We start from the raw sequence: 24,095 nt of genomic DNA on the forward strand, positions 1-24,095 counted from the left end.
GACTGTGTAAGCGGGAGAAACGAAAGCAGCAAGCGCTGCCAAATGGGAAGTCGTCAAATAGGCTAGGGCGACGCGGGCAGCCTCCTCCGTTCGCAGTGCACATGCGTGGGTCGCGCCGCAGTGCGGCATCACTTCTGTAATGAGGTGAGGGTCCCTAGCGCTTGCGCTCGGGGCCGCAGACCGTGCCCTTCTCGATCATCGCGTCGATCTCGGCCTTGGAGTACCCGAATTCGCCCAGCACCTCCTGGGAGTGTTGGCTGAACTTCGGCGGCAGGCGGCGCAGGCTCGGCTTGCTGCGATCGAGCCGGATCGGCGAGGCCACGCCCTTGTACCAATCCTTCTCGATAATATCGCCGCGCGCGATCGTGTGCGGGTTCGTTAACGCCTGGTCGATCTTCTGCACGGGACCTGCGGGCAGGCCCGCGGCGAGCAGGCGATTGCACAGCGGTTCGGCCTCGTGCTGGCTGAACACCGCGGCAAGCTCGGCGCGCAGCGCCTCGCGATTGGCGATGCGGTCCTTGTTGCGGGCAAAGCGCGGATCGGTGCCGAGTTCGGGCTTGCCGATCTCCTTGGCGAGCTTGCGGAAGGTGCCGTCATTGCCGACGCCGATGAAGATGTTGTCGGTCTTGGTCGGGAAGATCGCGTAGGGAACGAGATTGGGATGCTCGTTGCCGGTGAGGCCGGGCGGCTTGCCATGCATAAAATAATTCGCGGTGTGCGGATGCATGATCGCAAGGCCGGTCTCGTACAGCGTCGTCTCCAGGAATTGCCCTTTGCCCGAACGCTGCCGTTCCGACAGCGCCATCAAAATGCCGATCGCCGCATACAGGCCGGTGCCGATGTCGACCAGCGGCACGCCGATCCGCATCGGCCCGCTCTCGGGCGAGCCGGTCGCCGCGATCATTCCGGTCATGGCCTGGATGATGGCGTCATAGCCCGGATTGCCGCCGCGCGGGCCGTCGGCGCCGAAGCCGCAGATCCTGCAATGCACGAGGCGCGGGAATTTCTCGCGCAACACATCGTTGCCGATGCCCCATTTCTCCAGCGTGCCCGGCTTGAAATTCTCGATCAGGACGTCTGCCGTCTCGAGCATCTTGAGCAGCACGGCGCGGCCGCCTTCGGAGGCGAGGTCGAGGCCGATCGAACGCTTGTTGCGGTTGATGCCGATGAAATAGGCCGCATCCTCCTCGTGGAAGGGAGGACCCCAGTCGCGCACCTCGTCGCCCGCGGGCGGCTCGACCTTGATCACGTCGGCGCCATGGTCCGCGAGGATCTGGGTGCAGTAGGGACCGCCAAGCACGCGCGTGAGATCGATGACGCGCAGTCCGGTCATTGCGCCCAAAACGGCTTCAGTCATGCCTTCGCTTCCCCTGTGTCGGCGTTTGATCACAGGCCTAGCGAGGTTTTTTTGTGCCAGCAATGGCTTGGTTGCGGTGGGGCGTATGCAGGGCGGCCGTGCAATCCCGCGGCGCGGCAAAATGAAACGGAAGCGGCTGGCCCGAGCGGGATCCCGGGCCAGCCAATCCGCCGTTGGATCAGACGACCGTCAGGCGAACGTCGACATTGCCGCGCGTGGCATTGGAGTAGGGGCACACCTGGTGGGCCTTCTCGACCAGCGCCTCGGCTTCGGCGCGGGCAAGGCCCGGCAGCGAGACGGCGAGATCGATGTCGAGTCCGAAGCCGCCTTCCGAGCGCGGGCCGATGCCGACGGTCGAGGTGACGGAAGCGTCAGCCGGGACCTTCGGGCCGCCCTGGGACGCCACGAATTTCATCGCGCCGATGAAGCAGGCGGCGTAGCCGGCCGCAAACAGCTGTTCGGGATTGTTGCCGGCGGCGCCGCCGCCGCCGAGCTCCTTCGGCGTGGTGAGCTTGACGTCGAGCGCGCCGTCGAGGGTCGCGGCATGGCCGTCGCGGCCGCCGGTGGCTTTGGCGCTGGTCTTGTAGAGAACGTTCACGGACATTTTCGTCTCCTCGGAGTCTTCCGGTTGGGGTGGGGTCTCTATCGCAAACAATTAGATTGTGCGCAATTGATATTTGCATGCCTCACATTTAATTGTTCGCAATTGAATGTGCCGCCGCCTGGCCCCAGAATGAGGAAAGTCCCGTGAGATTCTCCATGCCCCGGAAACATTCGGTAGCGGACCAGCCGCTGCGTCTCGACAACCAGATTTGCTTTGCGGTCTATTCCGCCGCGCACGCCTTCAACCGCGTCTACAAGCCGCTGCTGGACCGGCTCGGCCTGACCTATCCCCAATATCTCGTGATGCTGGTGCTGTGGGAGCGCGACGACGTGCCGGTGAAGGACATCGGCGAGAAACTGTTTCTCGATTCGGGTACGCTGACGCCGCTCCTGAAGCGGCTCGAGGCCGCCCATCTGGTCAAGCGCACGCGCTCGAGCGAGGACGAGCGCCAGGTGCTGATCGCGCTGACGCCCCAGGGCCACGCGTTGAAAGACAAGGCGCGCGCCGTACCGCAATCGATCCTGGCGGCGTCGGACTGCTCGGTCTCGGAACTGGTGGCGATGAAGGACGAGATCGTCGCGCTGCGCGACAGGCTGAATGCGGTGATTGGGGAGTAGGGTATTTCGTCAAAGCCCGGCTTCGCCCTTCGGGCTACGCCGTGGCAGCCTTCGCTTCGCGAAGGCTGGTGGAGCCAGGCGGGATCGAACCGCCGACCTCTTGCATGCCATGCAAGCGCTCTCCCAGCTGAGCTATGGCCCCGTAGTCCTTAAATGGAACGATCCTGGTGGATCACTCCCGACCGGCGAGCCTGGTGACTCGCGCGGTGCACCCTTTTTCACAGATCAGGGCTGATCTCAAGTCTCTTCATCACCTCCGACGTCACCAATGATGTCGGTGACGTCCTCATCGCCCTCTTCGTCGTCGGCGATGAAGGTCGAATCATCATCGTCGTCGTCCTCGATGGTCTCGTCGACCTCGATGTCGTCCTCGGATTCGGGCACGACGGCCTTGACCTTGCCGGTGTTTTCCTCGGCGTCGGCCTCCTCGAGCGAGACCTCCTCGACCTCTGCCGGCTCCGGCGCGGTGTCGGCGGCCGGCGCATGGCGGGGTTCGGCCCGGCTCGCGCGGGCCGGCGCAATCGGCGCAATCGGCACCACTTCGCCGGTATAGGGCGAGATCACCGGAGTCTTGTTGAGGTCATAGAACTTCTTGCCCGTGGTCGGGCAAATACGTTTGGTTCCGAGTTCGGACTTGGCCACGGCAGAGGAATCCTGGGAATGTCGGAAAAGCGGTGTTTCACTTGGCTAGTTGGCGGCCCGCTGTCAATAGCGCATTACGGGAGAAAGACATGCCGGTGACGGCGAGGACACCTTGTGGTACCTGCCCGCGAGCCCCAGAGGGGCATCCAAGGGTACATCCAAGGACACAATCTTGACCCATTCCGACAAGCCGACGCCGCTCAAGTCGCGGGCCAGCGGTCCCCTGACCGGAAAAGTACGGGTGCCCGGGGACAAGTCGATTTCCCACCGGGCCCTCATCCTGGGCGCGCTCGCGGTCGGCGAAACCCGGATTTCGGGCCTGCTGGAGGGCGAGGACGTCCTCAATACCGCCAAATCCATGCAGGCGCTGGGCGCCAGGGTCGAGCGCTCAGGCGATTTCGCTTGGAAGGTGAACGGCGTCGGCGTCGCCGGCTTTGCCGAGCCCAAGGCGCCGCTCGATTTCGGCAACTCCGGCACCGGCTGCCGGCTCGTCATGGGCGCCGTTGCCGGCTGCCCGATCTCCGCTGTGTTCGATGGCGACGCCTCGCTGCGCAGCCGCCCCATGCGCCGGATCCTGGACCCGCTCGAAAAGATGGGCGCGAAGGTCGTTTCCGGTGGCGATGGCGGCCGCCTGCCGCTGACCGTCCAGGGCGCCCGCGATCCGCTGCCGATCACCTACAAGACCCCGGTCGCCTCGGCCCAGATCAAATCGGCGGTGCTGCTGGCGGGGCTCGCCGCGCCGGGAACCACGACGGTGATCGAGAGCGAGGCCAGCCGCGACCATACCGAGCTGATGCTCAAGCATTTCGGCGCCGAGATCACTTCCACACCGGAAAGTCGGCACGGCCGCCGCATCACGCTGGTGGGCCAGCCCGAGCTGCATGGCGCGACGGTCGTCGTGCCCGCTGATCCATCCTCTGCGGCGTTCCCTGTCGTCGCCGCATTGATCGTCGATGGCTCGGATGTCGTGCTGCCCGATGTCATGACTAATCCGCTGCGCACCGGCCTGTTCACCACGCTGCGCGAAATGGGCGCGTCGATCGAGGAAAGCGACGTGCGCGGCGATGCCGGTGAGCCGATGGCGCAGCTGCGCGTTCGCGCCTCGAAACTGCGCGGTGTCGAAGTGCCGCCCGAGCGCGCGCCGTCGATGATCGACGAATACCTCGTGCTGGCGGTGGCGGCCTCTTTCGCCGAGGGCACCACCATCATGCGCGGCCTGCAGGAGCTTCGCGTCAAGGAATCCGATCGGCTCGAGGCCACCGCCGACATGCTCCGCGTCAACGGCGTGAAGGTCGAGGTCTCCGGCGACGATCTGATCGTCGAGGGGCGCGGCCATGTCCCCGGCGGCGGAACTGTCGCCACGCACATGGATCATCGCATCGCGATGTCCGCGCTGGTGATGGGCTGCGCGTCCGACCAGCCCGTCACCGTCGACGACACCGCCTTCATCGCCACCAGTTTTCCGGACTTCATCCCGATGATGCGTTCGCTTGGGGCAGAGTTTTCATGATCATCGCCATCGACGGACCGGCCGCCTCGGGCAAGGGGACGCTCGGCAAGCGCCTCGCCCACCATTACGGCTATCGTCATCTCGATACCGGCGTGATCTATCGCGCGGTGGCCTACGCCCTGATGCAGTCGGGTCATGACCTCAGGGACGAGGCGGCAGCGGTCGCGGCGGCGCTGGAGCTCGATCCCGAGAAATTCGGCAATCCCGCCCTGAAGACCCAGAAGGCCGGCGAGGGCGCCTCCATCGTCTCGGCCATCCCCAGGGTCCGTGAGGCCCTGGTCAATTTCCAGCGGCAATTCGCCGCCGATCCGCCCGGCGCCGTGCTTGATGGTCGCGACATCGGAACCGTGATCTGCCCGGACGCCGACGTAAAGATCTTCGTCGTCGCCGACCCCAGGGTCCGCGCCCGCCGCCGGACCATGGAGGCCAGGGCGCGTGGCGAGGAGGCGGACGAGGCGACCGTGCTGGCCGACATCATGCAGCGCGACGAACGCGACCAGAACCGGCCGATCGCCCCCCTGAAACCCGCCCCCGATGCTTACTTGCTAGATAACTCCCAACTGGATATAGAAGCGGGCGTCCGGGCCGCCATCGACATTATCGAGGCCGTCCGAGCGGGCCGGTCGCGGGGTTAAGCCGCTGCCGTCATTGGAGGAAGCGCCCGCTCCCGCTCTTTGAGGTCGATACCTCGGCTCCCTGATTGGGGCCGGCGCGATCCAGGCTCCGGACACAGATTCCACGTATCGAACGTGCGGGCCTCAGCCGGCCCGCTTCCGCTGTTCCGGTTCAAACCGGGGCAACGAGCGGTCGCTCGAAGGTTTTGTGGACCTTCCGACACTGCGCGCCCGATACGCCCTTGAACCCAACGGCCGGCACGACATCCGCAACTGGAGAACAAATGGCTTCGACTTCCGCTGATACCTATAGCCCCTCGCGCGATGATTTCGCCGCGATGCTCGATGAGTCCTTCGCAGGTGGCAACCTGCAGGAGAGCTCCGTCATCAAGGGCAGGGTTGTTGCAATCGAAAAGGACATGGCCGTCATCGACGTCGGCCTGAAGACCGAGGGCCGCGTCGCCCTGCGCGAATTTTCCGGCCCCGGCCGTGACAGCGAGCTCAAGGTCGGCGACGAGGTGGAAGTGTTCCTCGATCGCATCGAGAACGCGCTCGGCGAAGCCGTGCTGTCGCGCGACAAGGCGCGCCGCGAAGAGAGCTGGGGCAAGCTTGAGAAGGCGTTCCAGAACAACGAGAAGGTCAACGGCGTCATCTTCAACCAGGTCAAGGGCGGCTTCACCGTCGACCTCGACGGTGCCGTGGCCTTCCTGCCGCGCTCCCAGGTCGACATCCGTCCGATCCGCGACGTTGCGCCGCTGATGAACAACTCGCAGCCGTTCCAGATCCTCAAGATGGACCGCCGCCGCGGCAACATCGTCGTCTCCCGCCGCACGGTGCTGGAAGAGACCCGCGCCGAGCAGCGTCAGGAGCTGGTGCAGAACCTCGAAGAGGGTCAGGTCATCGACGGCGTGGTCAAGAACATCACCGATTACGGTGCGTTCGTTGATCTCGGCGGCATCGACGGCCTGCTGCACGTCACCGACATCGCGTGGCGCCGCGTCAACCACCCGACCGAGGTGCTCTCGATCGGCCAGACCGTGAAGGTCAAGATCATCAAGATCAACCACGAGACGCACCGCATCTCGCTGGGCATGAAGCAGCTGCTGGACGATCCGTGGCAGGGCATCGAAGCCAAGTACCCGCTGGGTGCCCGCTTCACCGGCCGCGTCACCAACATCACCGACTACGGTGCGTTCGTCGAGCTCGAGCCGGGTATCGAAGGCCTGATCCACGTCTCCGAGATGTCGTGGACCAAGAAGAACATGCACCCCGGCAAGATCGTTTCGACCTCGCAGGAAGTCGAAGTGCAGGTGCTCGAAGTCGATTCCGTCAAGCGCCGCATCTCGCTGGGCCTCAAGCAGACCATGCGCAACCCCTGGGAGGTCTTCGTCGAAGGTCATCCGACCGGTTCGGTGGTCGAGGGCGAAGTCAAGAACAAGACCGAGTTCGGTCTGTTCCTGGGCCTCGAGGGCGATGTCGACGGCATGGTCCATCTCTCCGACCTCGACTGGAAGCTTCCGGGCGAGCAGGTGATCGACAACTACAAGAAGGGCGACATGGTGAAGGCCGTGGTGCTCGATGTGGACGTCGAGAAGGAGCGCATCTCGCTCGGCATCAAGCAGCTCGAAGGCGACCCATTCGCCGAGCCGGGCGATGTCAAGAAGGGCGCGGTCGTGACCTGCGAAGTGCTCGAAGTGAAGGAAAGCGGCATCGAGGTGAAGATCACCGGTACCGACTTCTCGACCTTCATCAAGCGCTCGGAGCTCGCGCGTGACCGTAACGACCAGCGCGCCGAACGCTTTGCCGTCGGCGAGAAGGTCGATGCCCGCGTGATCCAGTTCGACAAGAAGGCCCGCAAGGTCCAGGTGTCGATCAAGGCGCTCGAAGTCGCTGAAGAGAAGGAAGCCATCGCGCAGTACGGCTCCTCCGATTCGGGAGCGACGCTCGGCGACATCCTCGGCACCGCGCTCAAGAACCGCGACAAGTAAGCGAAACGGTTCTTTTCGCTGACATCAAAGCCCCGGCGCGAGCCGGGGCTTTTTTGTTGCGCTCCATCGGGCTGCGCGAGGCCTTGTTTTCTTCAAATTGCGCCGCAATTGATGTATCCAGATAAGCCGATGGTCACGCTGTGACGGCACAACGCGCCTACCCTTTCATTTGGAGATATTGCGATGTCGCTCGATTCGGACATCATCGTCGATCGCCGCAGGATCCGTCGCAAGCTGACGTTCTGGCGTGTGGCCGCCGCCCTGATCGCGATCGCGGCGATCGCAGGCTTCGCGCTGATCGCGACGCCCGGCGCGCGCGGCACGTTCGCAGCCGCCGGCTCGATCGCGCGCGTTCAGATCGAAGGCCTGATCCGCAGTGATTCCGACCGCACGCGGGCGCTGGAGCGGTTGGAGAATTCGCAGGCCGCCGCGGTCATCGTCCATATCAACTCGCCGGGCGGCACCACCGCCGGCTCCGAACAGCTCTACGATTCGCTGGTGAGGCTGAAGGCGAAGAAGCCGCTCGTCGTCGTGGTCGAAGGCCTTGCCGCCTCCGGCGGTTACATCACGGCGATTGCGAGCGACCACATCATCGCCCAGCAGAGCTCGCTGGTCGGCTCGATCGGCGTGCTGTTCCAGTTTCCCAACGTCTCGGAGCTGCTGAAGACCGTCGGTGTCAAGGTCGAGGAGGTGAAGTCCTCGCCGCTGAAGGCCGCGCCCAACGGCTTCGAGCCGACCAGCCCGGAGGCACGCGCCGCGCTCGACGCGCTGGTGAAGGATTCCTACGCCTGGTTCAAGGGCCTGGTGAAGGAGCGGCGTGGCATGGATGACACGCAGCTCGAAAAAGTCGCCGATGGCCGCGTCTTCACCGGGCGCCAGGCGATAGATCTCAAGCTGATCGACCAGCTCGGTGACGAGAAGACCGCGGTGACCTGGCTGGTCGAGCAGAAGGGCGTCAAGAAGGGACTCACCGTCCGCGATTACAAGCTTCAGCCGCGCTTTGGCGATTTGCCGTTTCTCAAGGCGGCGGCGGCCGTGACGCTGGAAGCGCTCGGTTTAGGCTCGATTGCGCATCAGATCGGGCAAACCGGTGTCGCGCAGGCCGTGGACCGGCTCGGAATGGATGGAATGCTGGCCCTGTGGCAGCCGGCGGCGTCAAACTGACGGGTCCGGGCGAGCATCAACGGCTTTTCCCGTCTCGCGGGTATCGGGTCAGCCCGCTTTTTCGGCATTTGTCACGTATTTTCGCGACGCTCAACCTTGATTTAGCGTCTTGACAGATCACGGTATTTTCACGGAAATGGTCATCCGCACGCTTCCGGGTCCTATCTCTCGATGATCAAATCCGAACTTGTTCAGCGTATCGCCGAGCACAACCCGCATCTGTACCAGCGGGATGTCGAGAACATTGTGAATGCGATTCTCGAAGAGATCGTAGCGGCCCTCGCGCGCGGTGATCGCGTCGAGTTGCGCGGCTTCGGTGCCTTCTCGGTCAAGCATCGCCCTGCACGCGCCGGGCGTAATCCCCGCACTGGCGCCCATGTCCCCGTCGACCAGAAGAGCGTTCCGTTCTTCAAGACCGGCAAGGAAATGCGTGAGCGGCTGAACCGCGACCATCCGGATCCCGGCGCGCCGGATTAAGGCCGTCGTCGACTGTCGTCCGGGCTTAACCGAACGGCCGCATGATGCGGCAGCAAGCTTGATTCAAGACGAGCGATCGCGATGCGAAAGTTCCTGACTGCGCTGATCGTGATTCCGCTGGGCCTGATCCTGGTGGCCTTCGCCGTGGCCAACCGGCATTTCGTCACGGTCTCCGTCGACCCCTTCATCTCGGACGATCCGTCGCTGTCGGTCACGCTGCCGCTGTTCCTGCTGCTGATCCTGGTGGGCGCCCTCGGGGTCCTGGCGGGCGCCTGTGCGGTCTGGTTCGGCCAGCGGCACTGGCGGCGTGCGGCGCGCCGGAACGACGCGGATGCGCGGGCTGCCAGGCTCGAACTGGCCGATCTGCGGGCCCAGGCGGCCGCAGCGAAACCCCAGTCCCAGCGCCTCCCCGTTCCCGCCGGGGTCGGCCTTTACGGACCCGTCGGGCGAGACAAGCAGCGCGCGACGTTGTAGAAGCGGCCGCAACCGAAAACCCTGCTTTCCGGCCGCGAAGCTGCGGCCTCAACCCGCTTTGAGACCATGTCCCTGCTCGTCAAGATATGCGGCCTGTCCACGCGCGAGACGCTCGAAACAGCGCTCGACGCGGGCGCCGACATGGTGGGGTTCGTGTTCTTCCCACCGTCGCCGCGGCATGTCTCGCTGGAGGCCGGGCGCGACCTCGGTCGCCAGGTGAAGCAGCGCGCGCTCAAGGTCGCGCTCACGGTCGATGCCGACGATGCCACGTTCGACAACATCATGGATGCGTTGTCGCCGGATATCTTTCAGCTCCACGGCAAGGAGAGCGTGGCGCGGCTGCGCGACATCAAGCAGAAGTTTGGCCGCCCGGTGATGAAGGCGCTGCCGGTCGAGACCGCCGCCGATCTCGCCGTCCTGCCCGGATATGCTGCGGTCGCCGACCGCATCCTGTTCGACGCGAGGCCGCCGAAGGACGCGACGCGGCCGGGCGGGCTCGGCGCCCCCTTCGATTGGCATCTTCTCCAAAACCTGGAGCTCGTGCTGCCGTATATGGTTTCGGGCGGCCTGCATGCAGGGAACGTCGCTGAAGCCGTTCGCGTCACCCGTGCCGGCGGCGTCGATGTCTCCTCCGGTGTCGAGAGCGCTCCCGGTGTGAAGGATCCGGAGATGATCAAAGCCTTCATTCGCGCCGCGCGCGCCACCCAGGAATTGAGCGTCCGATGAACATCGCCAAACCAAACTCCTACCGAAGCGGCCCCGACGAGCGCGGCCATTTCGGCATTTTCGGCGGACGCTTCGTCGCCGAAACCCTGATGCCGCTGATCCTCGATCTGGAAAAGGCCTACACCGAGGCCAAGGCCGATCCGGCCTTCCAGGCCGAGATGGACGGCTATCTCAAGAACTATGTCGGACGGCCCTCGCCGCTGTATTTCGCCGAGCGCCTGACCGAGCATCTCGGCGGCGCCAAGATTTACCTCAAGCGCGAAGAGCTCAATCATACCGGCTCGCACAAGGTGAACAACGTGCTCGGCCAGATCATGCTGGCGCGGCGCATGGGCAAGAAGCGCATCATTGCCGAGACCGGCGCCGGCCAGCACGGTGTCGCCACCGCGACGCTGTGCGCGCGGTTCGGGCTCGAATGCATCGTCTACATGGGCGCGGTCGACGTCGAACGGCAGCAGCAGAACGTCATCCGCATGGAGATGCTGGGCGCTACGGTGATGCCGGTGCAGTCGGGCACGCGCACGCTGAAGGACGCCATGAACGAGGCGCTGCGCGACTGGGTCACCAACGTGCACAACACCTTCTATTGCATCGGCACGGTCGCGGGCCCGCATCCCTATCCGATGTTGGTGCGCGATTTCCAGTCGATTATCGGCAACGAGACCAAGGCGCAGATGCTGGAGATCGAAGGCCGCCTGCCGGATTCGCTGATCGCCTGCATCGGCGGCGGCTCGAACGCGATGGGTCTGTTCCATCCGTTCCTCGACGATCCCTCCGTCGAGATCTTCGGCGTCGAAGCCGCGGGCCACGGGCTCACCCAGCTGCATGCCGCCTCGATCGCCGGCGGCCGTCCCGGCGTGCTGCATGGTAACCGCACCTATCTCCTGATGGACGCGGACGGCCAGATCCAGGACGCGCATTCGATCTCGGCCGGCCTCGATTATCCCGGCATCGGCCCCGAGCATTCCTGGCTGCACGAGATCGGCCGCGTGAACTATCTCTCCGCGACCGACGACGAGGCGCTCGCCGCGTTCCAGCTGTTGTCGAAGCTTGAAGGCATCATCCCCGCGCTCGAGCCCGCTCACGCCATCGCCAAGGTGATGGAGCTCGCACCAAAGCTTCCCAAAGATCACCTGATGGTCGTGAACCTCTCCGGCCGCGGCGACAAGGACGTCCCGCAGGTCGGCGACATCCTGAAGGGCAAGAGCAAGTGACCACGCGCATCGACACCCGTTTTGCCGAGCTGAAAAAAGCGGGCCGCTCGGCCTTCGTCACCTTCCTGATGGCCGGCGATCCGGATCCGGCGACGTCGCTCGAGATCATCAAGGCATTGCCGAAAGCTGGCGCCGATGTGATCGAGATCGGCATGCCCTTTACCGATCCGATGGCCGACGGTCCGTCGATCCAGGCCGCGGGGCTGCGCGCGCTCAAGGCCGGCATGACATTGAAGAAGACGCTCGAACTCGTGCGCGGCTTCCGCAAGGACGACAATGCGACGCCGATCGTGCTGATGGGCTACTACAATCCCATCTACATCTACGGCGTCGACAAATTCCTGGTCGATGCGAAGAGCGCCGGCGTCGATGGCCTCATCATCGTCGACCTGCCGCCGGAAGAGGACGAGGAGCTCTGCCTGCCCGCGATGAAGGCCGGCCTCAACTTCATCCGCCTGGCGACGCCGACGACCGACGACAAGCGTCTGCCGGCCGTGCTCGCCAACACCTCGGGCTTCGTCTACTACGTCTCGATCACCGGCATCACCGGGGCCGCGGCCGCGGACTCCTCGGCCGTCAGCGAGGCGGTTGCCCGCATCAAGCGGCATACGAAACTGCCGGTCTGCGTCGGCTTCGGCATCCGGACGCCGGAGACCGCGCGCTCGATCGCCTCGCATGCGAATGGCGCCGTGGTCGGCACCGCGCTGGTCGATGCACTCAAGAACAGCCTTGATGCGGAAGGCCGCGTGACCGCCAAAACCATTAACGCCGTCGCCGAGCTGACGGCGTCGCTGGCCCAGGGCGTCAGGGGCGCGCAACAGGCGGCGGAATAGGCCATAATTCCGCTTCCAGGGCGGGCGACACGGCGGCTTGCCGGGCAACGGCCCGGCCGCCATATATCCCTTCAGGCGATCCCCGGGCGGGGTCGCACATCGGAGCAAACCATGAACTGGCTTACCAATGTGGTCCGGCCGAAAATCCGCAACATGCTGCGGCGGGAGACGCCGGAGAATCTGTGGATCAAGTGCCCGGATTCCGGACAGCTCGTGTTCTACAAGGACGTCGAGGCCAACCAGTTCGTCATTCCCGGCTCGAACTACCACATGCGCATGGGCGCGGTGGCGCGTCTGAAGTCGATCTTCGACAACGAGACCTGGTTCGACGTCGCGTTGCCCGACGTCACGCCCGATCCGCTCAAGTTCCGCGACGAGAAAAAATACGTCGACCGCATCAAGGATGCGCGCGCGCGAACCAATTTGAACGACGCGGTCAAGGTCGGCTACGGCAAGCTCGAAGGCGCCGCCGTCGTCATCGCTGTTCAGGATTTCGATTTCATGGGCGGCTCGCTCGGCATGGCCGCGGGCGAAGCCCTGGTGCGCGGGCTCGAGCTCGCGGTCGAGAAGAAGTCGCCGTTCATCGTCTTTGCCGCATCCGGCGGCGCGCGGATGCAGGAAGGCATCCTGTCGCTGATGCAGATGCCGCGCACCACGGTCGGCGTGCAGATGCTGCGCGAGGCCAAGCTGCCCTACATCGTCGTGCTGACCAACCCGACCACCGGCGGCGTCACCGCGTCCTATGCGATGCTGGGCGACGTGCAGATCGCCGAACCCGGCGCGCTGATCGGCTTTGCCGGCGCGCGCGTGATCGAGCAGACCATCCGCGAAAAGCTTCCCGAGGGTTTCCAGCGCGCCGAATACCTGAAGGAGCACGGCATGGTCGACATGGTCGTGCATCGCCACGATTTGCGTCCCACCCTGGCGCGGCTCTGCCGTCTCCTGACCAGGGCGCCCGCGCTGGAAAGTGCATCCAAATCAGCGCAGCCGGTCGTCAGCCCGGCGCAGATCGTATCGGCTCCGGAAGTGGCGCCGGCCGCGCCGCACGCGTGAACGCGTCCGCGGACAATGCAAAGCCGCCGCTCGGTGAATTGATCGGGCGGCTGTCGGCCCTGCATCAGAAGCGCATCGATCTCGGGCTCGAACGGATGCACCGCCTGCTCGAGCGGCTCGGCCACCCTGAACACAAGCTGCCGCCGGTGATCCATATCGCCGGCACCAACGGCAAGGGCTCGACGCTCGCTTATCTGCGCGCGACGCTGGAAGCGGCAGGCCTGCGGGTCCACGCCTATACCTCGCCCTATCTCGTCCGCATCAACGAATGTTTTCGCCTCGGCCGCGTCGGCGGCGGCGTGCTCGTCGGCGACGATGAGCTGCGCGCGGCGCTCGAAGAGGTCGAGCGCGTCAATGCCGGCGAGCCTGCGACCGTGTTCGAGCTGAAGACCGCTGCGGCGTTTCATCTTTTCGCGCAGAACCCGGCCGATGTGGTGCTGCTCGAAGTGGGGCTCGGCGGCCGGCTCGATTCGACCAATGTCATCGATACGCCTGCGGCCTGCGTGATCACGCCAATCAGCATGGATCACATGGATTTCCTCGGCGACACGCTGACCTCCATCGCCGGCGAGAAGGCCGCGATCATCAAGCGCGGCGTGCCCGTGGTTTGCGCCGAGCAGGTGCCAGAGGCAATGGCCGTGATCGAGGCGCAGGCCAGGCGCATGCGCGCACCGCTTTTTGCGGCGAATGAAAGCTGGCACATCAATGTCGAGCACGGGCGCCTGGTGTATTCCGACGAGCGCGGTCTGATGGATCTCACCGCGCCACGCCTGTTCGGCCGCCACCAGTTCGACAATGCCGGGCTCGCAATCGCGACACTGCGCGCGATCCCGGCATTCAATGTCAATCATGCGGCGTTCGAGGCCGGCATCGTCGGTGCTGAATGGCCGGCGCGGATGCAGCGTATCACCTCGGGCGAGCTGCTCGCCTTCGGACCGCAGGGGTCGGAGCTCTGGCTCGATGGCGGCCACAATGCCGAGGGCGGGCGCGTCGCGGCGGCGGCGCTCGGCGATCTCGAAGAGCGGGTGTCGCGGCCGCTGGTGGTGATTGCGGGCATGATGGCCAACAAGGACCCGCAGGCCTTCCTCGCCAATTTCGCCGGCCTCACCCGTCACATCATCGCGGTGCCGATTCCCGACATCGAAAACGCGATGCCGGTTGACCGGCTCGCGGACGCCGCGCGCAGCCTCGGCATGCGCGTCGAGATCGCGCCCGGCATCGAGGCCGCATTGCGCGGGCTGTCGAAGCTCGCCTACGAAGTGCCGCCGCGCATCCTGATATCAGGCTCGCTCTATCTCGCCGGCCATGTGCTGGGCCTCAACGGCACGCCTCCTGCATGAGTTGATCTCGTGTCCCGGACAAGCGAAGCGCTGATCCGGGACCCAGAATGCCGCAACATGGGCCGGCTCTGCAGCGCACCGCTGAAGAAGCGCTGCGCTGCGTCCGGAGCAGGAGAGACTGCCAATGCGTTTTGCCGCGATTGCCGACGTTCATGGAAACCATCTCGCGCTGGCGGCGGTGGTTGCCGATATCCACGCGCAAGGCATCTCCGACATCGTCAATCTCGGCGACATGCTGAGCGGCCCGCTCGATGCGCGGCGAACCGTCGAGATCCTGATGACGCTCGACGCCGTGCACGTACTCGGCAACCACGACCGCTATCTGCTCGACCGCCCGCCGGAGAAGATGGGCTCGTGGGATCGTCCCGCCTACGAAGCGCTCGATGCCGCGCAACTCGACTGGCTGCGCGCGCAGCCGATGACGCGCGTCTTCCGTGACCAGGTATTTCTCTGCCACGCGACGCCGGGCAACGACGAAGTCTATTGGCTCGATACCGTGCACCCTGATGGTACGGTGGCGCTATCGCCGCTGGACCGGATCGAGCAGTTTGCTCGAGGCATCACGCAATCGCTGATCCTGTGCGCCCATACCCATCTCGCTCGTGCGGTGCGGCTTCGCGATGGCCGGCTGGTCGTCAATCCCGGCAGCGTCGGCAGCCCCGGCTATCGTGACGTGCACCCGTTCCCGCATGTCGTCGAAGCCGGCGCGCCGGATGCGCGCTATGCGATTCTCGAATTGGCGGATGGTGCCTGGCAGGTGGCGTTCCGCCACATCGCCTACGATCATGAAACCATGGCTGCGCTGGCACGCCGCAACAATCAGCCGGAGCTGGCGAACGCGCTGGCGACGGGTTGGATCAAGCCGTGAAAAACAAAACGGCCGGCTTTCGCCGGCCGCTGCAAAATTCTTCGTTCGCCCCGCGGATCAGACCGCCGACGTGATCCACTGCTGCAGCTTCGCCTTCGGCGCAGCGCCGACCTGACGGGAGGCCATCTCGCCGCCCTTGAAGATCATCAGGGTCGGGATCGACATCACGCCGTATTTCGACGCGGTCTTCGGGCTCTCGTCAACGTTGAGCTTCACGATCTTGACCTTGTCGCCCATCGCGCCGGCGATCTCGTCGAGCGCGGGGGCGATCATGCGGCAGGGGCCGCACCACTCGGCCCAGAAATCGACGACGACGGGACCGTTCGCCTTGAGCACTTCGGCTTCGAAATCGGTGTCGGAAACCTTGCCAACGGCCATGGGAGTACCTCGTTCGGTTGAAAGAGAATCGGCGCGACCTGGAATCGCGCCGGGGATCATGCCGTCAACCTATGAACGGCCCCTTGCCGGGTCAAGGACGCTCACGCCGACATGAAGGGATGCCAGCGCCGCGTCCAGCGCGGGGGCTGAAATCTCCATATATTCAAGGGCCTCGGTCCAGAGCAGGACAGCCCTGACCGGCTTTCGGGGATAAAGCCGCGCCAGCACCGCCCGGTACAGCGCGAGCTGCCGGACATAGGCGGCGGGCGCTTGTGCAGCGCTTTTGGGCGCGGCCTGGTTGGTCTTGAAATCGACGATCAGAATCTCATCCGGACGAACGACCAACCGGTCGATCTGCCCCGACACCAGCGCCGGGGCGCGGCCCGGCCGCTCCAGCCGGCCGACGATGGCGACCTCCGCCCGACTGCCTGTCGCAAAGACGGCTGCGAAGCGCGGCTCGGCGATCAGGGCTAGCACCTTGTCGGCCAGCGCCGTGCGGTCGGCCTCCGGCCAGTCCGAGGCGTTGCGTGTCACGAAGCCGAGCGCGGCCTCGCGCCGGCGCTCCATGGCAATGTCAGGCAGGGATTGCAGCAACCGGTGCACCAGGGTGCCGCGTTGCAGCGCCAGCGCGCGGGACCGGACCGATTCGCCGGTCTGCACGCTACGGCCCTCCTCGGTCGACTGGCCCGAGGGACGCACCGGATCGTCGTCGAGCATCTCGCGCGGCGCCGGCGTCCGCAGCCAACCGGGCAACGTGATCGCCTGATCCACCGATGTGGCGGGCGTGCCCAGCGCAGTGACATCCTCGGGCCGGGCGAACCTTGTCACCTTGCCGAGCGGCGTCTCGATCGTCTGCCTGTCGAGGCCCGAGCCTTTGAGCCCGGTGTCGATCAGGTCGTACCAGCTCAGCTTGCGCACCGTCTTCATGTTGCCGGGCATGCAGCCGCCGACGATCAGCCGGTCTGCCGCGCGCGTCATCGCGACATAGAGCAGGCGGCGATATTCGTCCTCGGTCTCCTCGATCATCGCCTTGCGTGCGTCGGCGACGGGCTTGGGATCATCCGCCTTGCGCCCCGCCCAGACCACGACCTCGCCGCCATTGCCGCGCGGCACGTGGATCAAGCGAACCCGCTGCGAGTCCGCCGGCGAGGACGTCGTGTCGACCATGAACACGACGGACGCCTCGAGGCCCTTGGCGCCGTGCACCGTCATCACCCGCACCTCGTCGCGCGAGATCTCCATGTCGCGCTTCACCTCGGTGTCGGCCGAGCGTAGCCAGGCCATGAACCCCTGCAGCGAGGCCGGCGCCTTGCGTTCGTAGTTCAGCGCGAGCTCCAGGAACTCGTCGAGCGCATCGTTGGCCTCGTGCCCGAGCCGCCGCAGGATGCGCGCGCGTCCGCCGTCGCCGCCGAGCAGCCAGCCATAGAAGGCAAATGGCGTTTCATCGCGAGCACGCGCCTCGCAGGCTTCGAGGCGCCGCAGCACGGTCGTGAACTTCTCGCTTCCAACTGCATGCTCGCCCAGCGCGCGGCGCAGCGATCCCTTGCGGTCATGGGCGAGCTGAAACAGATCGTCGTCATCGAGCCCGAACAACGGGCTCTTCAGCGCCACCGCGAGCGCGAGATCGTCCTGCGGCAGCAGCAGCGCGTCTGCGAGGTTCATCAGATCGATGATGCCGATGTGCTCGGTCAGCTTGAGCCGGTCGGCGCCGGCGACCGGGACGTTGGCGTGCTTCAGCGCCTGGATCACCGCATCGAACGCATTGCCGCGCCGCCGCACCAGGATCAGCATGTCGCCATAGCGCAGCGGACGCCGCTCGCCTTCGTGTCCGGTCAGCGTGCCGCTCTCGACCAGCTGCTTGATCTCGGCCTGGATGCGGCGGGCGAGCTTGACCTCGGGGCTGGTGACAGCGACGCCGTCGAACGGCGCGCGCCAGCCCTCGATGTCCTGCCGCTCGTCCGCTTCTGCCAGGTCCCACAGCTCGATTACGCTCGGGCCCGCATCGGCGAGCGCGTTGTGCAGGGGATGGCCGATCTCGACGGAATGGATGCTCTTGTAGATCTGGGGATCACGGAAGACGTGGTCGACCGAGTGCAGGATCGCAGCGCCGGAGCGGAACGAATAGGTGAAGGCGACGGGATCGAACTTCAGCCCGGCCGCAGTGAACTTGCGGTGCAGCTCGCGCCGCCGCGCATCGAACTCGTGCGGGGCCGCGCCCTGGAACGAGAAGATCGACTGTTTCTCGTCGCCGACCGCGAAGACCGTGCGGTTCAGCCCCTCGCGCGCACCTTCGCCGGCGGTGAACTCGGAGATGATGTGCGCGACGATGTCCCATTGCCGCGGGCTGGTGTCCTGGGCCTCGTCGATCAGGACGTGATCGACGCCGCGGTCGAGCTTGTAGTGGACCCAGCCCGAAGCGACGCGGTCCAGCATCGCCAGCGTCTTGTCGATGAGGTCGTCGTAGTCGAGCAGGCCGCGCTCCTGCTTTTCGCGCCGGTAGTTTGCGGCGGCAGCGGTCGCGATGTGCAACAGAGCGGCGGTGCGATCGCGCATGGCCACGGCGCGGCGCTTCTCGATCAAGCCACTGACGCGCTGCGCCTCGTTCTCGAACAGGCGGGCGACGGACGGGTTGTGCTCGCCAAACTTCTTGGTCAGCACCGCCTTGCGCGGCAGCCTCTCGTCGGTGAGGAACACGCCGAGATAGGCGTCGACCTGCGCGGCGCCGGAGAAGACTTTTGCCTCGCGGAGCCGACTGGCCTGGTCGTTATCGGACTTGCTGCCGTCCTCCAGTGCAAACGCGATGTCGTCCCAGCGCGATCGCGGCAGGAACGGGCCGTCGAGAATCTCCGTCTCGACGTCCTCGATCCGATCGCTCGCGTTGACGCCCAGCGCTGCGGCCATTTGCGCGGTGGCCGCTTCCGCATTGCCGGCTTCGTCGGTCCAGGCCATGAAATGGTCACGGCTCAGACAAGCCTCGCGCACGACCTCCTTGAAGGTGACGTCGGCGGCGCTCGCCATCGCGGTCAGCAGCGCGCGGCCGGTGACGCTGTCCGGATCGCGCGCGGCCTCCAGCAGCACCTTCAGATTGGCGCGCTCCATCATGTCGGTCTGGTCGCGCTCGTCGATCACGGCGAAGCGCGCGGGAACGTTGGCCTCGAACGGGAATTGCTGGAGCAGGCGGGTGCACAGCGCGTGGATGGTCTGCACCTTCAGTCCGCCCGGCGTCTCCAGCGCGCAGGCAAACAGCTTTCGTGCTTCGCGCCGCAGCTTTGCGGTGGGAAACGGGATCCCGACCGCAACGATGGCCCTGGTGAGCGCATCGTCGTCCAGCGTTACCCAATGGCCAAGCGTGGTGAACACGCGCTCGGCCATGTTGGCCGCGGCAGCCTTGGTGAAGGTGATGCAGAGGATCTTTTCCGGCGGCACGCCCGACAGCAGCAACCGGATCACGCGCTGGACCAGCACATGTGTCTTGCCCGAACCGGCATTGGCCGACACGAAGGCCGAGGCGGTCGGATCCGACGCGCGCGCCTGCCGCGCGCGCACCTCCTCGGGGATGGGACGCGGCGCCTTCACCATTCCTCGATCCCCAAGCCGCCGGCCGCGGACCATTCCTTGATCCGGGCGAGATCGTCATAGGTGCCGTAGCGGTTGGTCCACATCGGCAGGTTCAGCGAGGTGTAGGGCTGGTTCTCGTCGTCGAAGGCGCGGATCAGCGCCTCTAGCTTGGTGCGGGCCTCCGCGGCCGCCGTGTCTGGCGGCTGCGGCTCGTCGCTCTGCTTGAACTTGAGCTCGAGGATGCGTTCTTCGCCCGGGGGATTGTTGCCGCTCAGGCGGACATAGACCAGCTGGCTCACCGAAGAGCCGGCGTCGATATCGGGAAAACCGCCCTCGCGCAGGATCGCGGCTTCCAGCGTGAGCTGCGGTGACAGGCCCATGCGGACCTGCTTGCCGGTCGGCGGCTGGCCAGTCTTGTAGTCGAGGATGGCATAGAGGCCGCCCCGGCGCCGCTCGATGCGGTCGGCGCGCGCCGAAAGGCGGAAGCTGCGCTCGCTGTCGAGCGGGATCGAGATCTCGCCGCGGGTTTCCGCCGTGATCGCCTCGATCGCGTCGCGCCGCACCGTCTCCCATTCGCCGAACCAGCGCGCGATGCGCTGGAAGCGCGGCCACCACAGCGCTCGCGCCTCGGGCCGCTCCATCAGCGGCGCAAAATACTTTTCGCCGATCGCGCGCAGCACGCGTGCGGGATCGGCGGGCAGATGCGCGGCATAGGTCTGCGTGAACTCGCCGAGCGCATCGTGGATCGCCGAGCCGCGGTCGGCGGCCGACAGCGGCATGTCGACGGGATCGAGCGCGGCGAGCTTCAGGATACGTTTGGCGTAGATCGTGTAGGGGTCACGCAACCAGTCTTCTATTTCGGTAACCGACATTCTCATCGGCCGTGTCGCGCGCGGTGGCCGCGGCTCTGGCTGCTTGACCGGCTCGACCTTTTCGGGCTGGTCGAGCGCTTCAGCGAATTTCACGTATTTTTCGCCGCCGCGAATCGCCGCTTTCCAGTGCTCATCACCTGCGACAGCTTCAAGCCGGTGCAGGAAGCGCGAGGCCACCGCGGGCGCGCCGCCGGCCTTGGCGGAGTGGGTGAGAATGACTTCGCCGCCGCCGAGCAGCTGCGCGAAGTCGTGCGCGGAGAGGCCGATGCGGCGCTCCGGCAGATCGAGGCCGAGCTCGTGTCGCATCGGCCGGCTGAGCCAGGGATCGATGCGCGGCGCCGGCGGCCAGACGCCTTCGATCAGGCCGCCGACGATGATGCGATCGGCCTGCATCAAGCGCGATTCCAGCGGTCCGTAGATCTGCAGCCGCGCGCCGGGCTTGTCGCGCCGCCGCACGGCGCGGTCGCCGAACGCGGTCTGGAACAATTCGGGATAGTCGGCCAGCTGCACCATCAGGCCGCTGGTCGTGCCGCCGCGCAGGAGATCGTCGAAAGCGCTGGCGAGCGCGAGGCCTTCGCGCTCCTCGAAGGCCAGCGGGATACCCTGCTCGTCGCGTGACAGCTCGATCAGGATCTCGCGGTGCCGGTGCGCGAGCTCGGCGAAGTCGTACGGTTTTGATGATGCTAGGCTCTCGACCGGTGCCAGCACCTTTTGCAGGATATCGATCAGCGCCTGGATGCGCTCGATATCCAGCGCCTTGAGACGCGCGCGCGGCTCGGCGTGATGAAGTGCGGAAACCTCCTTGCGCTCCAGCTTCGCAAGCTCCTCGCGGAAGCGGTTGAATTCCCGCAGCAGGCCGGCCGTGCCGGCAGGTGGGCGCGTCCCGCGCAGGAGCGCGAGCTCCAGCCCTTCGATCGCCGTCTTCCACGCGCCGGGCGCGCGGCCGAGCCGGCATAGCGGATGCTTCAGCATCGCCAGCAGCGTCGGCGGCTCCAGGCCCTTGGTCGCCGCCTCCGCCGCGAGCCGCGCGAAGACTCCGGCGGAGGTCTCCATCAGCACGTCGCCGCCGGAATCGTCAAAGGCGAGATCCCATCGGGTCAGCGCAGCCATCACCCGCCGCGCCAGCGCGCGGTCCGGCGTCACCAGCGCCGCAGATCTGTCCAGATGCCGCGCTTCGCGCATCGCAATGGCGATCGCGAGTGCTTCCATTTCAGGATTGGGGGCTTCCACCACGGCAAGATTTGCCATGCCGCCGGCGATCTTGGCGGCGACATCAGGCTGCTTGAGCCGGTCGTACCAGACCTCCGTCCTCGCAGACGGCCGCATCGATTCCGACGCCAGCAGATCCCGGCCGCCGTCCGCGGACGACTGGAGGATCTCGACGTCGCCGCGCTTGATGCCAAAACGATCCAGCAGCGCGTGCAGGGCATATTGCGGATGGTTCGAGGCCGGATGCTCCACGAATTTTCCGAGGGAGTCTCGCACGCCGCCGATGGTCCGCCAGGAATCGTCGTCGAGATCGGTGTCGAGGCCCGGCAGCACGACGGCGCCGTGCGGCAGCGAGGCGACCGCATGCAGGAATTTTGCGGTGGCCGGCATCGAGCCGGTCGACCCGGCCGCGATCACGGGACCACGGGGATGCGTGGTCAGCCGGCTGGCCTCCGCCGCGATCAGGAGATCGCGCCGCGCCGCAGGCTCGATCCGGTTGATCTCGGCGAGGTGGCCGGGCCAGGCGATGCGCGCGATGCGCAGGAATTCAAGCGAGTGCTGCCAGTAGCGGTCGAGCATATCAGGCACGAGGCCGTCGAGCGCGCCCCAGTCGACGCTGCGCGTGACCATGTCGTCGATCAGGCGCGCGAGATCTGAGGCCAGCGCCAGCGTCGATGCGGGGCCGCCGACCACCAGTGGTGACAGCACCGGGCCTTTGGCCCAGGCGGCGACGAGCTGCGCCAGCGTCAGCCGCCGCTCGAGCTCCCCGAGTCGCGGCGGAATGTCGAGCGGTGTTGCGCCGGAGAACTGCTCGCCCTCGTCGGCGAAAGCCAGCTCGTCCTCGTCGATGTCGCCGAGCGCGACGATGCGCGGCAGCACCACGGCATCGGCCTTCATCTCGTCGAGAAAGATCTCGCGGACGACGCGCATGGCGCGTCGCGTCGGCAGGTACAGCGTGGCATCGGCCAGCCGCGCCGGCTCCTTGCGCGCCTCGAATTCGTCGACCAGCCGGCCGTCGAGCAGGGCCGTAACGACCGTGCGCAGGAACGGAACTGAGAGGGGAACGCTGAAAACGCGCATGGCTGCCTGATTCGAAGGATCAGGCGCCAATATAGGGAGGCGGACTCAAATGGATATGGGTGGAGAGGAGATAGTCCCCGTTGTTCGTCGGACCAGAACCGGTGTCGTCGCCCGCGAAGTGCCTTAGGGTGGGCAAAGGCGCGTTTGCGCCGTGCCCACGACTTTTCTCGACAGCAACAGGTGGTGGGCACGCTTCGCTTTGCCCACCCTACGGCACTGCCCGTATCGCTACGCCACGCTCTCCAGAAACGCCTCTTCCGCCGCGTGCACCGCATCGGGCGTGCCGACATGCATCCAGACGCCGTCGAGGCGCAGGCCGAACAGCCGGTCCTGTTCGCCCGCGCGGTCGAACATTCTGGTCAGCGAGAATTCGCCCTGCGGCGTATCGGCGAAGATCGAAGGTGACAGGATCGCCGCGCCCGCATAGACGAACGGAACGACCTCTTTTTCCTTGCGCTTGCGCAGGGCGCCGTCGGCCAACATGCCGTAATCGCCGCGGCCGCTATAGCCGATGCTGGTCGCGGTCGGCGCCATCAGGAGCAGGATGTCCATCCGCGCGGGGTCGAAGTTTTCCGCAAGCCGCGCCAGATTGGAGCGCACGCCGTCGATCCACAGCGTGTCGGAATTGACGTGGAAGAACGGCGCGTCGCCGAGCAGCGGCAATGCTTTGACCACGCCGCCGCCGGTGCCGAGCACCTGGTCGCGCTCGTCGGAGATGGTGACGCGCGGATGCTGGCGGGATGCGACGTGATCGATGATCTGATCCGGCAGGTAGTGCACGTTGACGACGGCCTCGGTCACGCCGGCCTCGCCGAGCTTGTCGAGCACATGGTCGAGCAGCGGCTGGCCGGCCACGGGCACCAGCGGCTTCGGCATCTTCTCCGTCAATGGACGCATACGCAGGCCGAACCCCGCGGCGAGCACCATGGCTTTGGTCGGTTTGACGGACATCGTTTGCCTTCTCGGATTCGTCTTTCTTAGGCGTCGTGGATTCAGGACGCTTGGACTCGAATACTTGGACCCGAACTCTTGGACTCTAACTCTTGGATTTCGCGTTCGCAGCAATTTTTAGCACGGACCGCAATTAGCCGCACTGCGTCTTAACCGCCTTAACCACCCGCCGTGACGTTTGTACGACGCCGGTTGCCGTCACGCCCCGACCGCTGTGGAGCGTGCCTTTTTCTTCTTGTCGCCGACCTTCAGAAAATTGACGCCGATCTGGTCGCCATTGACCCAGGCCAGTTCGCAGCGACGGTACGCGAGCCCCGTGGACGACAGCAGGAGAAAAAATTCCTTCAGATGCAGGCCTTCGACGGAGCCGTCGATCGTCAGCTTGGCGCCGGTCTCGGAGACGTCCTCCATGGTGCAGTCGCGCCGCCAGGTGCCGTCGATGCCCATCATCTGCGCCGGAATCCCGCGTTCGAAAACAACCCGGCTGGTTCCGCGCTGGTCCGTCTTGACCGCCATCTGCCTTGCTCCAGCCCCGTATTTATCCGGCTGCGTTCGGGCGATGATAC

The 24,095-nt window shown here is 65.7% G+C and carries 21 protein-coding genes and 1 tRNA gene; 13 read left to right on the plus strand and 9 right to left on the minus strand.

Annotation, left to right across the window (positions count from 1 at the left end; all coding sequences use genetic code 11):
* Positions 1 to 154 precede the first annotated feature (154 nt).
* Together WHZ77_RS00460 and WHZ77_RS00465 are read right to left on the minus strand one after the other, a co-directional pair.
* Entirely contained in the window at positions 155 to 1,357 is a 1,203-nt protein-coding gene (locus WHZ77_RS00460) for a CaiB/BaiF CoA transferase family protein (RefSeq protein WP_375311892.1), read from the minus strand.
* A 178-nt stretch (positions 1,358 to 1,535) separates the two neighbouring features.
* Positions 1,536 to 1,961: an organic hydroperoxide resistance protein gene (locus WHZ77_RS00465; RefSeq protein WP_375311893.1), complete on the minus strand. Its 426-nt coding sequence runs from the start codon at positions 1,959 to 1,961 to the stop codon at positions 1,536 to 1,538.
* Positions 1,962 to 2,116: 155 nt separating this feature from the next.
* On the opposite strand from WHZ77_RS00465, the gene WHZ77_RS00470 reads away from it, so the two are divergent.
* Entirely contained in the window at positions 2,117 to 2,578 is a 462-nt protein-coding gene (locus WHZ77_RS00470) for a MarR family winged helix-turn-helix transcriptional regulator (protein WP_375311894.1), read from the plus strand.
* A gap of 66 nt (positions 2,579 to 2,644) precedes the next feature.
* Here WHZ77_RS00470 and WHZ77_RS00475 read toward each other — a convergent pair.
* Positions 2,645 to 2,720, minus strand: a tRNA-Ala gene (locus WHZ77_RS00475).
* Positions 2,721 to 2,815: 95 nt separating this feature from the next.
* Entirely contained in the window at positions 2,816 to 3,220 is a 405-nt protein-coding gene (locus WHZ77_RS00480; protein WP_143842650.1) for a TIGR02300 family protein, read from the minus strand.
* Between the two features lie 172 nt (positions 3,221 to 3,392).
* Here WHZ77_RS00480 and aroA point away from each other — a divergent pair, with 172 nt between their 5' ends.
* The 12 genes from aroA (at position 3,393) to WHZ77_RS00540 (ending at position 15,481) form a co-directional block, all read left to right on the plus strand.
* Positions 3,393 to 4,730 carry a 3-phosphoshikimate 1-carboxyvinyltransferase gene (gene aroA, locus WHZ77_RS00485; RefSeq protein WP_375311895.1) on the plus strand — a complete coding sequence of 446 codons (1,338 nt, stop codon included), beginning with the start codon at positions 3,393 to 3,395 and terminating at the stop codon, positions 4,728 to 4,730.
* A complete protein-coding gene (cmk, locus tag WHZ77_RS00490; RefSeq protein WP_375311896.1) occupies positions 4,727 to 5,365 on the plus strand; it encodes a (d)CMP kinase in 639 nt (212 codons plus the stop codon). Before aroA ends, cmk begins: the two co-directional genes overlap by 4 nt.
* Positions 5,366 to 5,628: 263 nt before the next feature.
* Positions 5,629 to 7,332 (plus strand): 30S ribosomal protein S1, encoded by a 1,704-nt coding sequence (gene rpsA / locus WHZ77_RS00495; protein ID WP_014438737.1) that lies wholly within the window; start codon positions 5,629 to 5,631, stop codon positions 7,330 to 7,332.
* Positions 7,333 to 7,515: 183 nt separating this feature from the next.
* Positions 7,516 to 8,496: a signal peptide peptidase SppA gene (gene sppA / locus WHZ77_RS00500; RefSeq protein ID WP_375311897.1), complete on the plus strand. Its 981-nt coding sequence runs from the start codon at positions 7,516 to 7,518 to the stop codon at positions 8,494 to 8,496.
* Between the two features lie 171 nt (positions 8,497 to 8,667).
* On the plus strand, positions 8,668 to 8,973 hold the full coding sequence (locus WHZ77_RS00505) for an integration host factor subunit beta (RefSeq protein ID WP_007598410.1): 306 nt from the start codon (positions 8,668 to 8,670) through the stop codon (positions 8,971 to 8,973).
* A gap of 81 nt (positions 8,974 to 9,054) precedes the next feature.
* Positions 9,055 to 9,447 (plus strand): DUF1049 domain-containing protein, encoded by a 393-nt coding sequence (locus WHZ77_RS00510; RefSeq protein ID WP_375311898.1) that lies wholly within the window; start codon positions 9,055 to 9,057, stop codon positions 9,445 to 9,447.
* A gap of 66 nt (positions 9,448 to 9,513) precedes the next feature.
* Positions 9,514 to 10,173, plus strand: coding sequence for a phosphoribosylanthranilate isomerase (locus WHZ77_RS00515; RefSeq protein WP_375311899.1), 660 nt, complete (start codon positions 9,514 to 9,516; stop codon positions 10,171 to 10,173).
* Positions 10,170 to 11,387: a tryptophan synthase subunit beta gene (gene trpB, locus WHZ77_RS00520; RefSeq protein WP_375311900.1), complete on the plus strand. Its 1,218-nt coding sequence runs from the start codon at positions 10,170 to 10,172 to the stop codon at positions 11,385 to 11,387. Before WHZ77_RS00515 ends, trpB begins: the two co-directional genes overlap by 4 nt.
* On the plus strand, positions 11,384 to 12,220 hold the full coding sequence (gene trpA / locus WHZ77_RS00525) for a tryptophan synthase subunit alpha (protein WP_375311901.1): 837 nt from the start codon (positions 11,384 to 11,386) through the stop codon (positions 12,218 to 12,220). The genes trpB and trpA overlap by 4 nt, the downstream gene beginning before the upstream one ends.
* 111 nt (positions 12,221 to 12,331) lie before the next feature.
* The gene (accD, locus tag WHZ77_RS00530) at positions 12,332 to 13,273 is read left to right on the plus strand and encodes an acetyl-CoA carboxylase, carboxyltransferase subunit beta (RefSeq protein WP_375311902.1); all 942 of its coding nucleotides are present in this window, start codon (positions 12,332 to 12,334) and stop codon (positions 13,271 to 13,273) included.
* Positions 13,270 to 14,613 carry a bifunctional folylpolyglutamate synthase/dihydrofolate synthase gene (locus tag WHZ77_RS00535; RefSeq protein WP_375311903.1) on the plus strand — a complete coding sequence of 448 codons (1,344 nt, stop codon included), beginning with the start codon at positions 13,270 to 13,272 and terminating at the stop codon, positions 14,611 to 14,613. The genes accD and WHZ77_RS00535 overlap by 4 nt, the downstream gene beginning before the upstream one ends.
* Before the next feature lie 124 nt (positions 14,614 to 14,737).
* Positions 14,738 to 15,481: a metallophosphoesterase family protein gene (locus tag WHZ77_RS00540; protein ID WP_375311904.1), complete on the plus strand. Its 744-nt coding sequence runs from the start codon at positions 14,738 to 14,740 to the stop codon at positions 15,479 to 15,481.
* A 57-nt stretch (positions 15,482 to 15,538) separates the two neighbouring features.
* Here WHZ77_RS00540 and trxA read toward each other — a convergent pair whose 3' ends face one another.
* The 5 genes from trxA to WHZ77_RS00565 form a co-directional block, all read right to left on the minus strand.
* Entirely contained in the window at positions 15,539 to 15,859 is a 321-nt protein-coding gene (gene trxA, locus WHZ77_RS00545) for a thioredoxin (protein WP_007598398.1), read from the minus strand.
* A 69-nt stretch (positions 15,860 to 15,928) separates the two neighbouring features.
* Positions 15,929 to 19,438: a double-strand break repair helicase AddA gene (gene addA / locus WHZ77_RS00550; protein WP_375311905.1), complete on the minus strand. Its 3,510-nt coding sequence runs from the start codon at positions 19,436 to 19,438 to the stop codon at positions 15,929 to 15,931.
* Positions 19,432 to 22,578 (minus strand): double-strand break repair protein AddB, encoded by a 3,147-nt coding sequence (addB, locus tag WHZ77_RS00555; protein WP_375311906.1) that lies wholly within the window; start codon positions 22,576 to 22,578, stop codon positions 19,432 to 19,434. The genes addA and addB overlap by 7 nt, the downstream gene beginning before the upstream one ends.
* A 228-nt stretch (positions 22,579 to 22,806) precedes the next feature.
* A complete protein-coding gene (locus WHZ77_RS00560; protein ID WP_375311907.1) occupies positions 22,807 to 23,529 on the minus strand; it encodes a nucleotidyltransferase family protein in 723 nt (240 codons plus the stop codon).
* A 198-nt stretch (positions 23,530 to 23,727) separates the two neighbouring features.
* A complete protein-coding gene (locus WHZ77_RS00565) occupies positions 23,728 to 24,045 on the minus strand; it encodes a PilZ domain-containing protein (protein WP_375311908.1) in 318 nt (105 codons plus the stop codon).
* Between the last annotated feature and the right edge of the window lie 50 nt (positions 24,046 to 24,095).

This window comes from Bradyrhizobium sp. A5, assembly GCF_042076515.1.
Taxonomy (GTDB): domain Bacteria; phylum Pseudomonadota; class Alphaproteobacteria; order Rhizobiales; family Xanthobacteraceae; genus Bradyrhizobium; species Bradyrhizobium cosmicum.

Coding starts and splice junctions, on each gene's coding strand:
- WHZ77_RS00565 (WP_375311908.1), bottom strand. CDS start 24,045: ATGGCGGTCAAGACGGACCAGCGCGGAACCAGCCGGGTTGTTTTCGAA.
- trpB (WP_375311900.1), top strand. CDS start 10,170: ATGAACATCGCCAAACCAAACTCCTACCGAAGCGGCCCCGACGAGCGC.
- sppA (WP_375311897.1), top strand. CDS start 7,516: ATGTCGCTCGATTCGGACATCATCGTCGATCGCCGCAGGATCCGTCGC.
- addA (WP_375311905.1), bottom strand. CDS start 19,438: ATGGTGAAGGCGCCGCGTCCCATCCCCGAGGAGGTGCGCGCGCGGCAG.
- cmk (WP_375311896.1), top strand. CDS start 4,727: ATGATCATCGCCATCGACGGACCGGCCGCCTCGGGCAAGGGGACGCTC.
- WHZ77_RS00510 (WP_375311898.1), top strand. CDS start 9,055: ATGCGAAAGTTCCTGACTGCGCTGATCGTGATTCCGCTGGGCCTGATC.
- WHZ77_RS00505 (WP_007598410.1), top strand. CDS start 8,668: ATGATCAAATCCGAACTTGTTCAGCGTATCGCCGAGCACAACCCGCAT.
- WHZ77_RS00460 (WP_375311892.1), bottom strand. CDS start 1,357: ATGACTGAAGCCGTTTTGGGCGCAATGACCGGACTGCGCGTCATCGAT.
- trxA (WP_007598398.1), bottom strand. CDS start 15,859: ATGGCCGTTGGCAAGGTTTCCGACACCGATTTCGAAGCCGAAGTGCTC.
- WHZ77_RS00515 (WP_375311899.1), top strand. CDS start 9,514: ATGTCCCTGCTCGTCAAGATATGCGGCCTGTCCACGCGCGAGACGCTC.
- accD (WP_375311902.1), top strand. CDS start 12,332: ATGAACTGGCTTACCAATGTGGTCCGGCCGAAAATCCGCAACATGCTG.
- WHZ77_RS00560 (WP_375311907.1), bottom strand. CDS start 23,529: ATGTCCGTCAAACCGACCAAAGCCATGGTGCTCGCCGCGGGGTTCGGC.
- WHZ77_RS00540 (WP_375311904.1), top strand. CDS start 14,738: ATGCGTTTTGCCGCGATTGCCGACGTTCATGGAAACCATCTCGCGCTG.
- addB (WP_375311906.1), bottom strand. CDS start 22,578: ATGCGCGTTTTCAGCGTTCCCCTCTCAGTTCCGTTCCTGCGCACGGTC.
- rpsA (WP_014438737.1), top strand. CDS start 5,629: ATGGCTTCGACTTCCGCTGATACCTATAGCCCCTCGCGCGATGATTTC.
- WHZ77_RS00465 (WP_375311893.1), bottom strand. CDS start 1,961: ATGTCCGTGAACGTTCTCTACAAGACCAGCGCCAAAGCCACCGGCGGC.
- WHZ77_RS00470 (WP_375311894.1), top strand. CDS start 2,117: ATGCCCCGGAAACATTCGGTAGCGGACCAGCCGCTGCGTCTCGACAAC.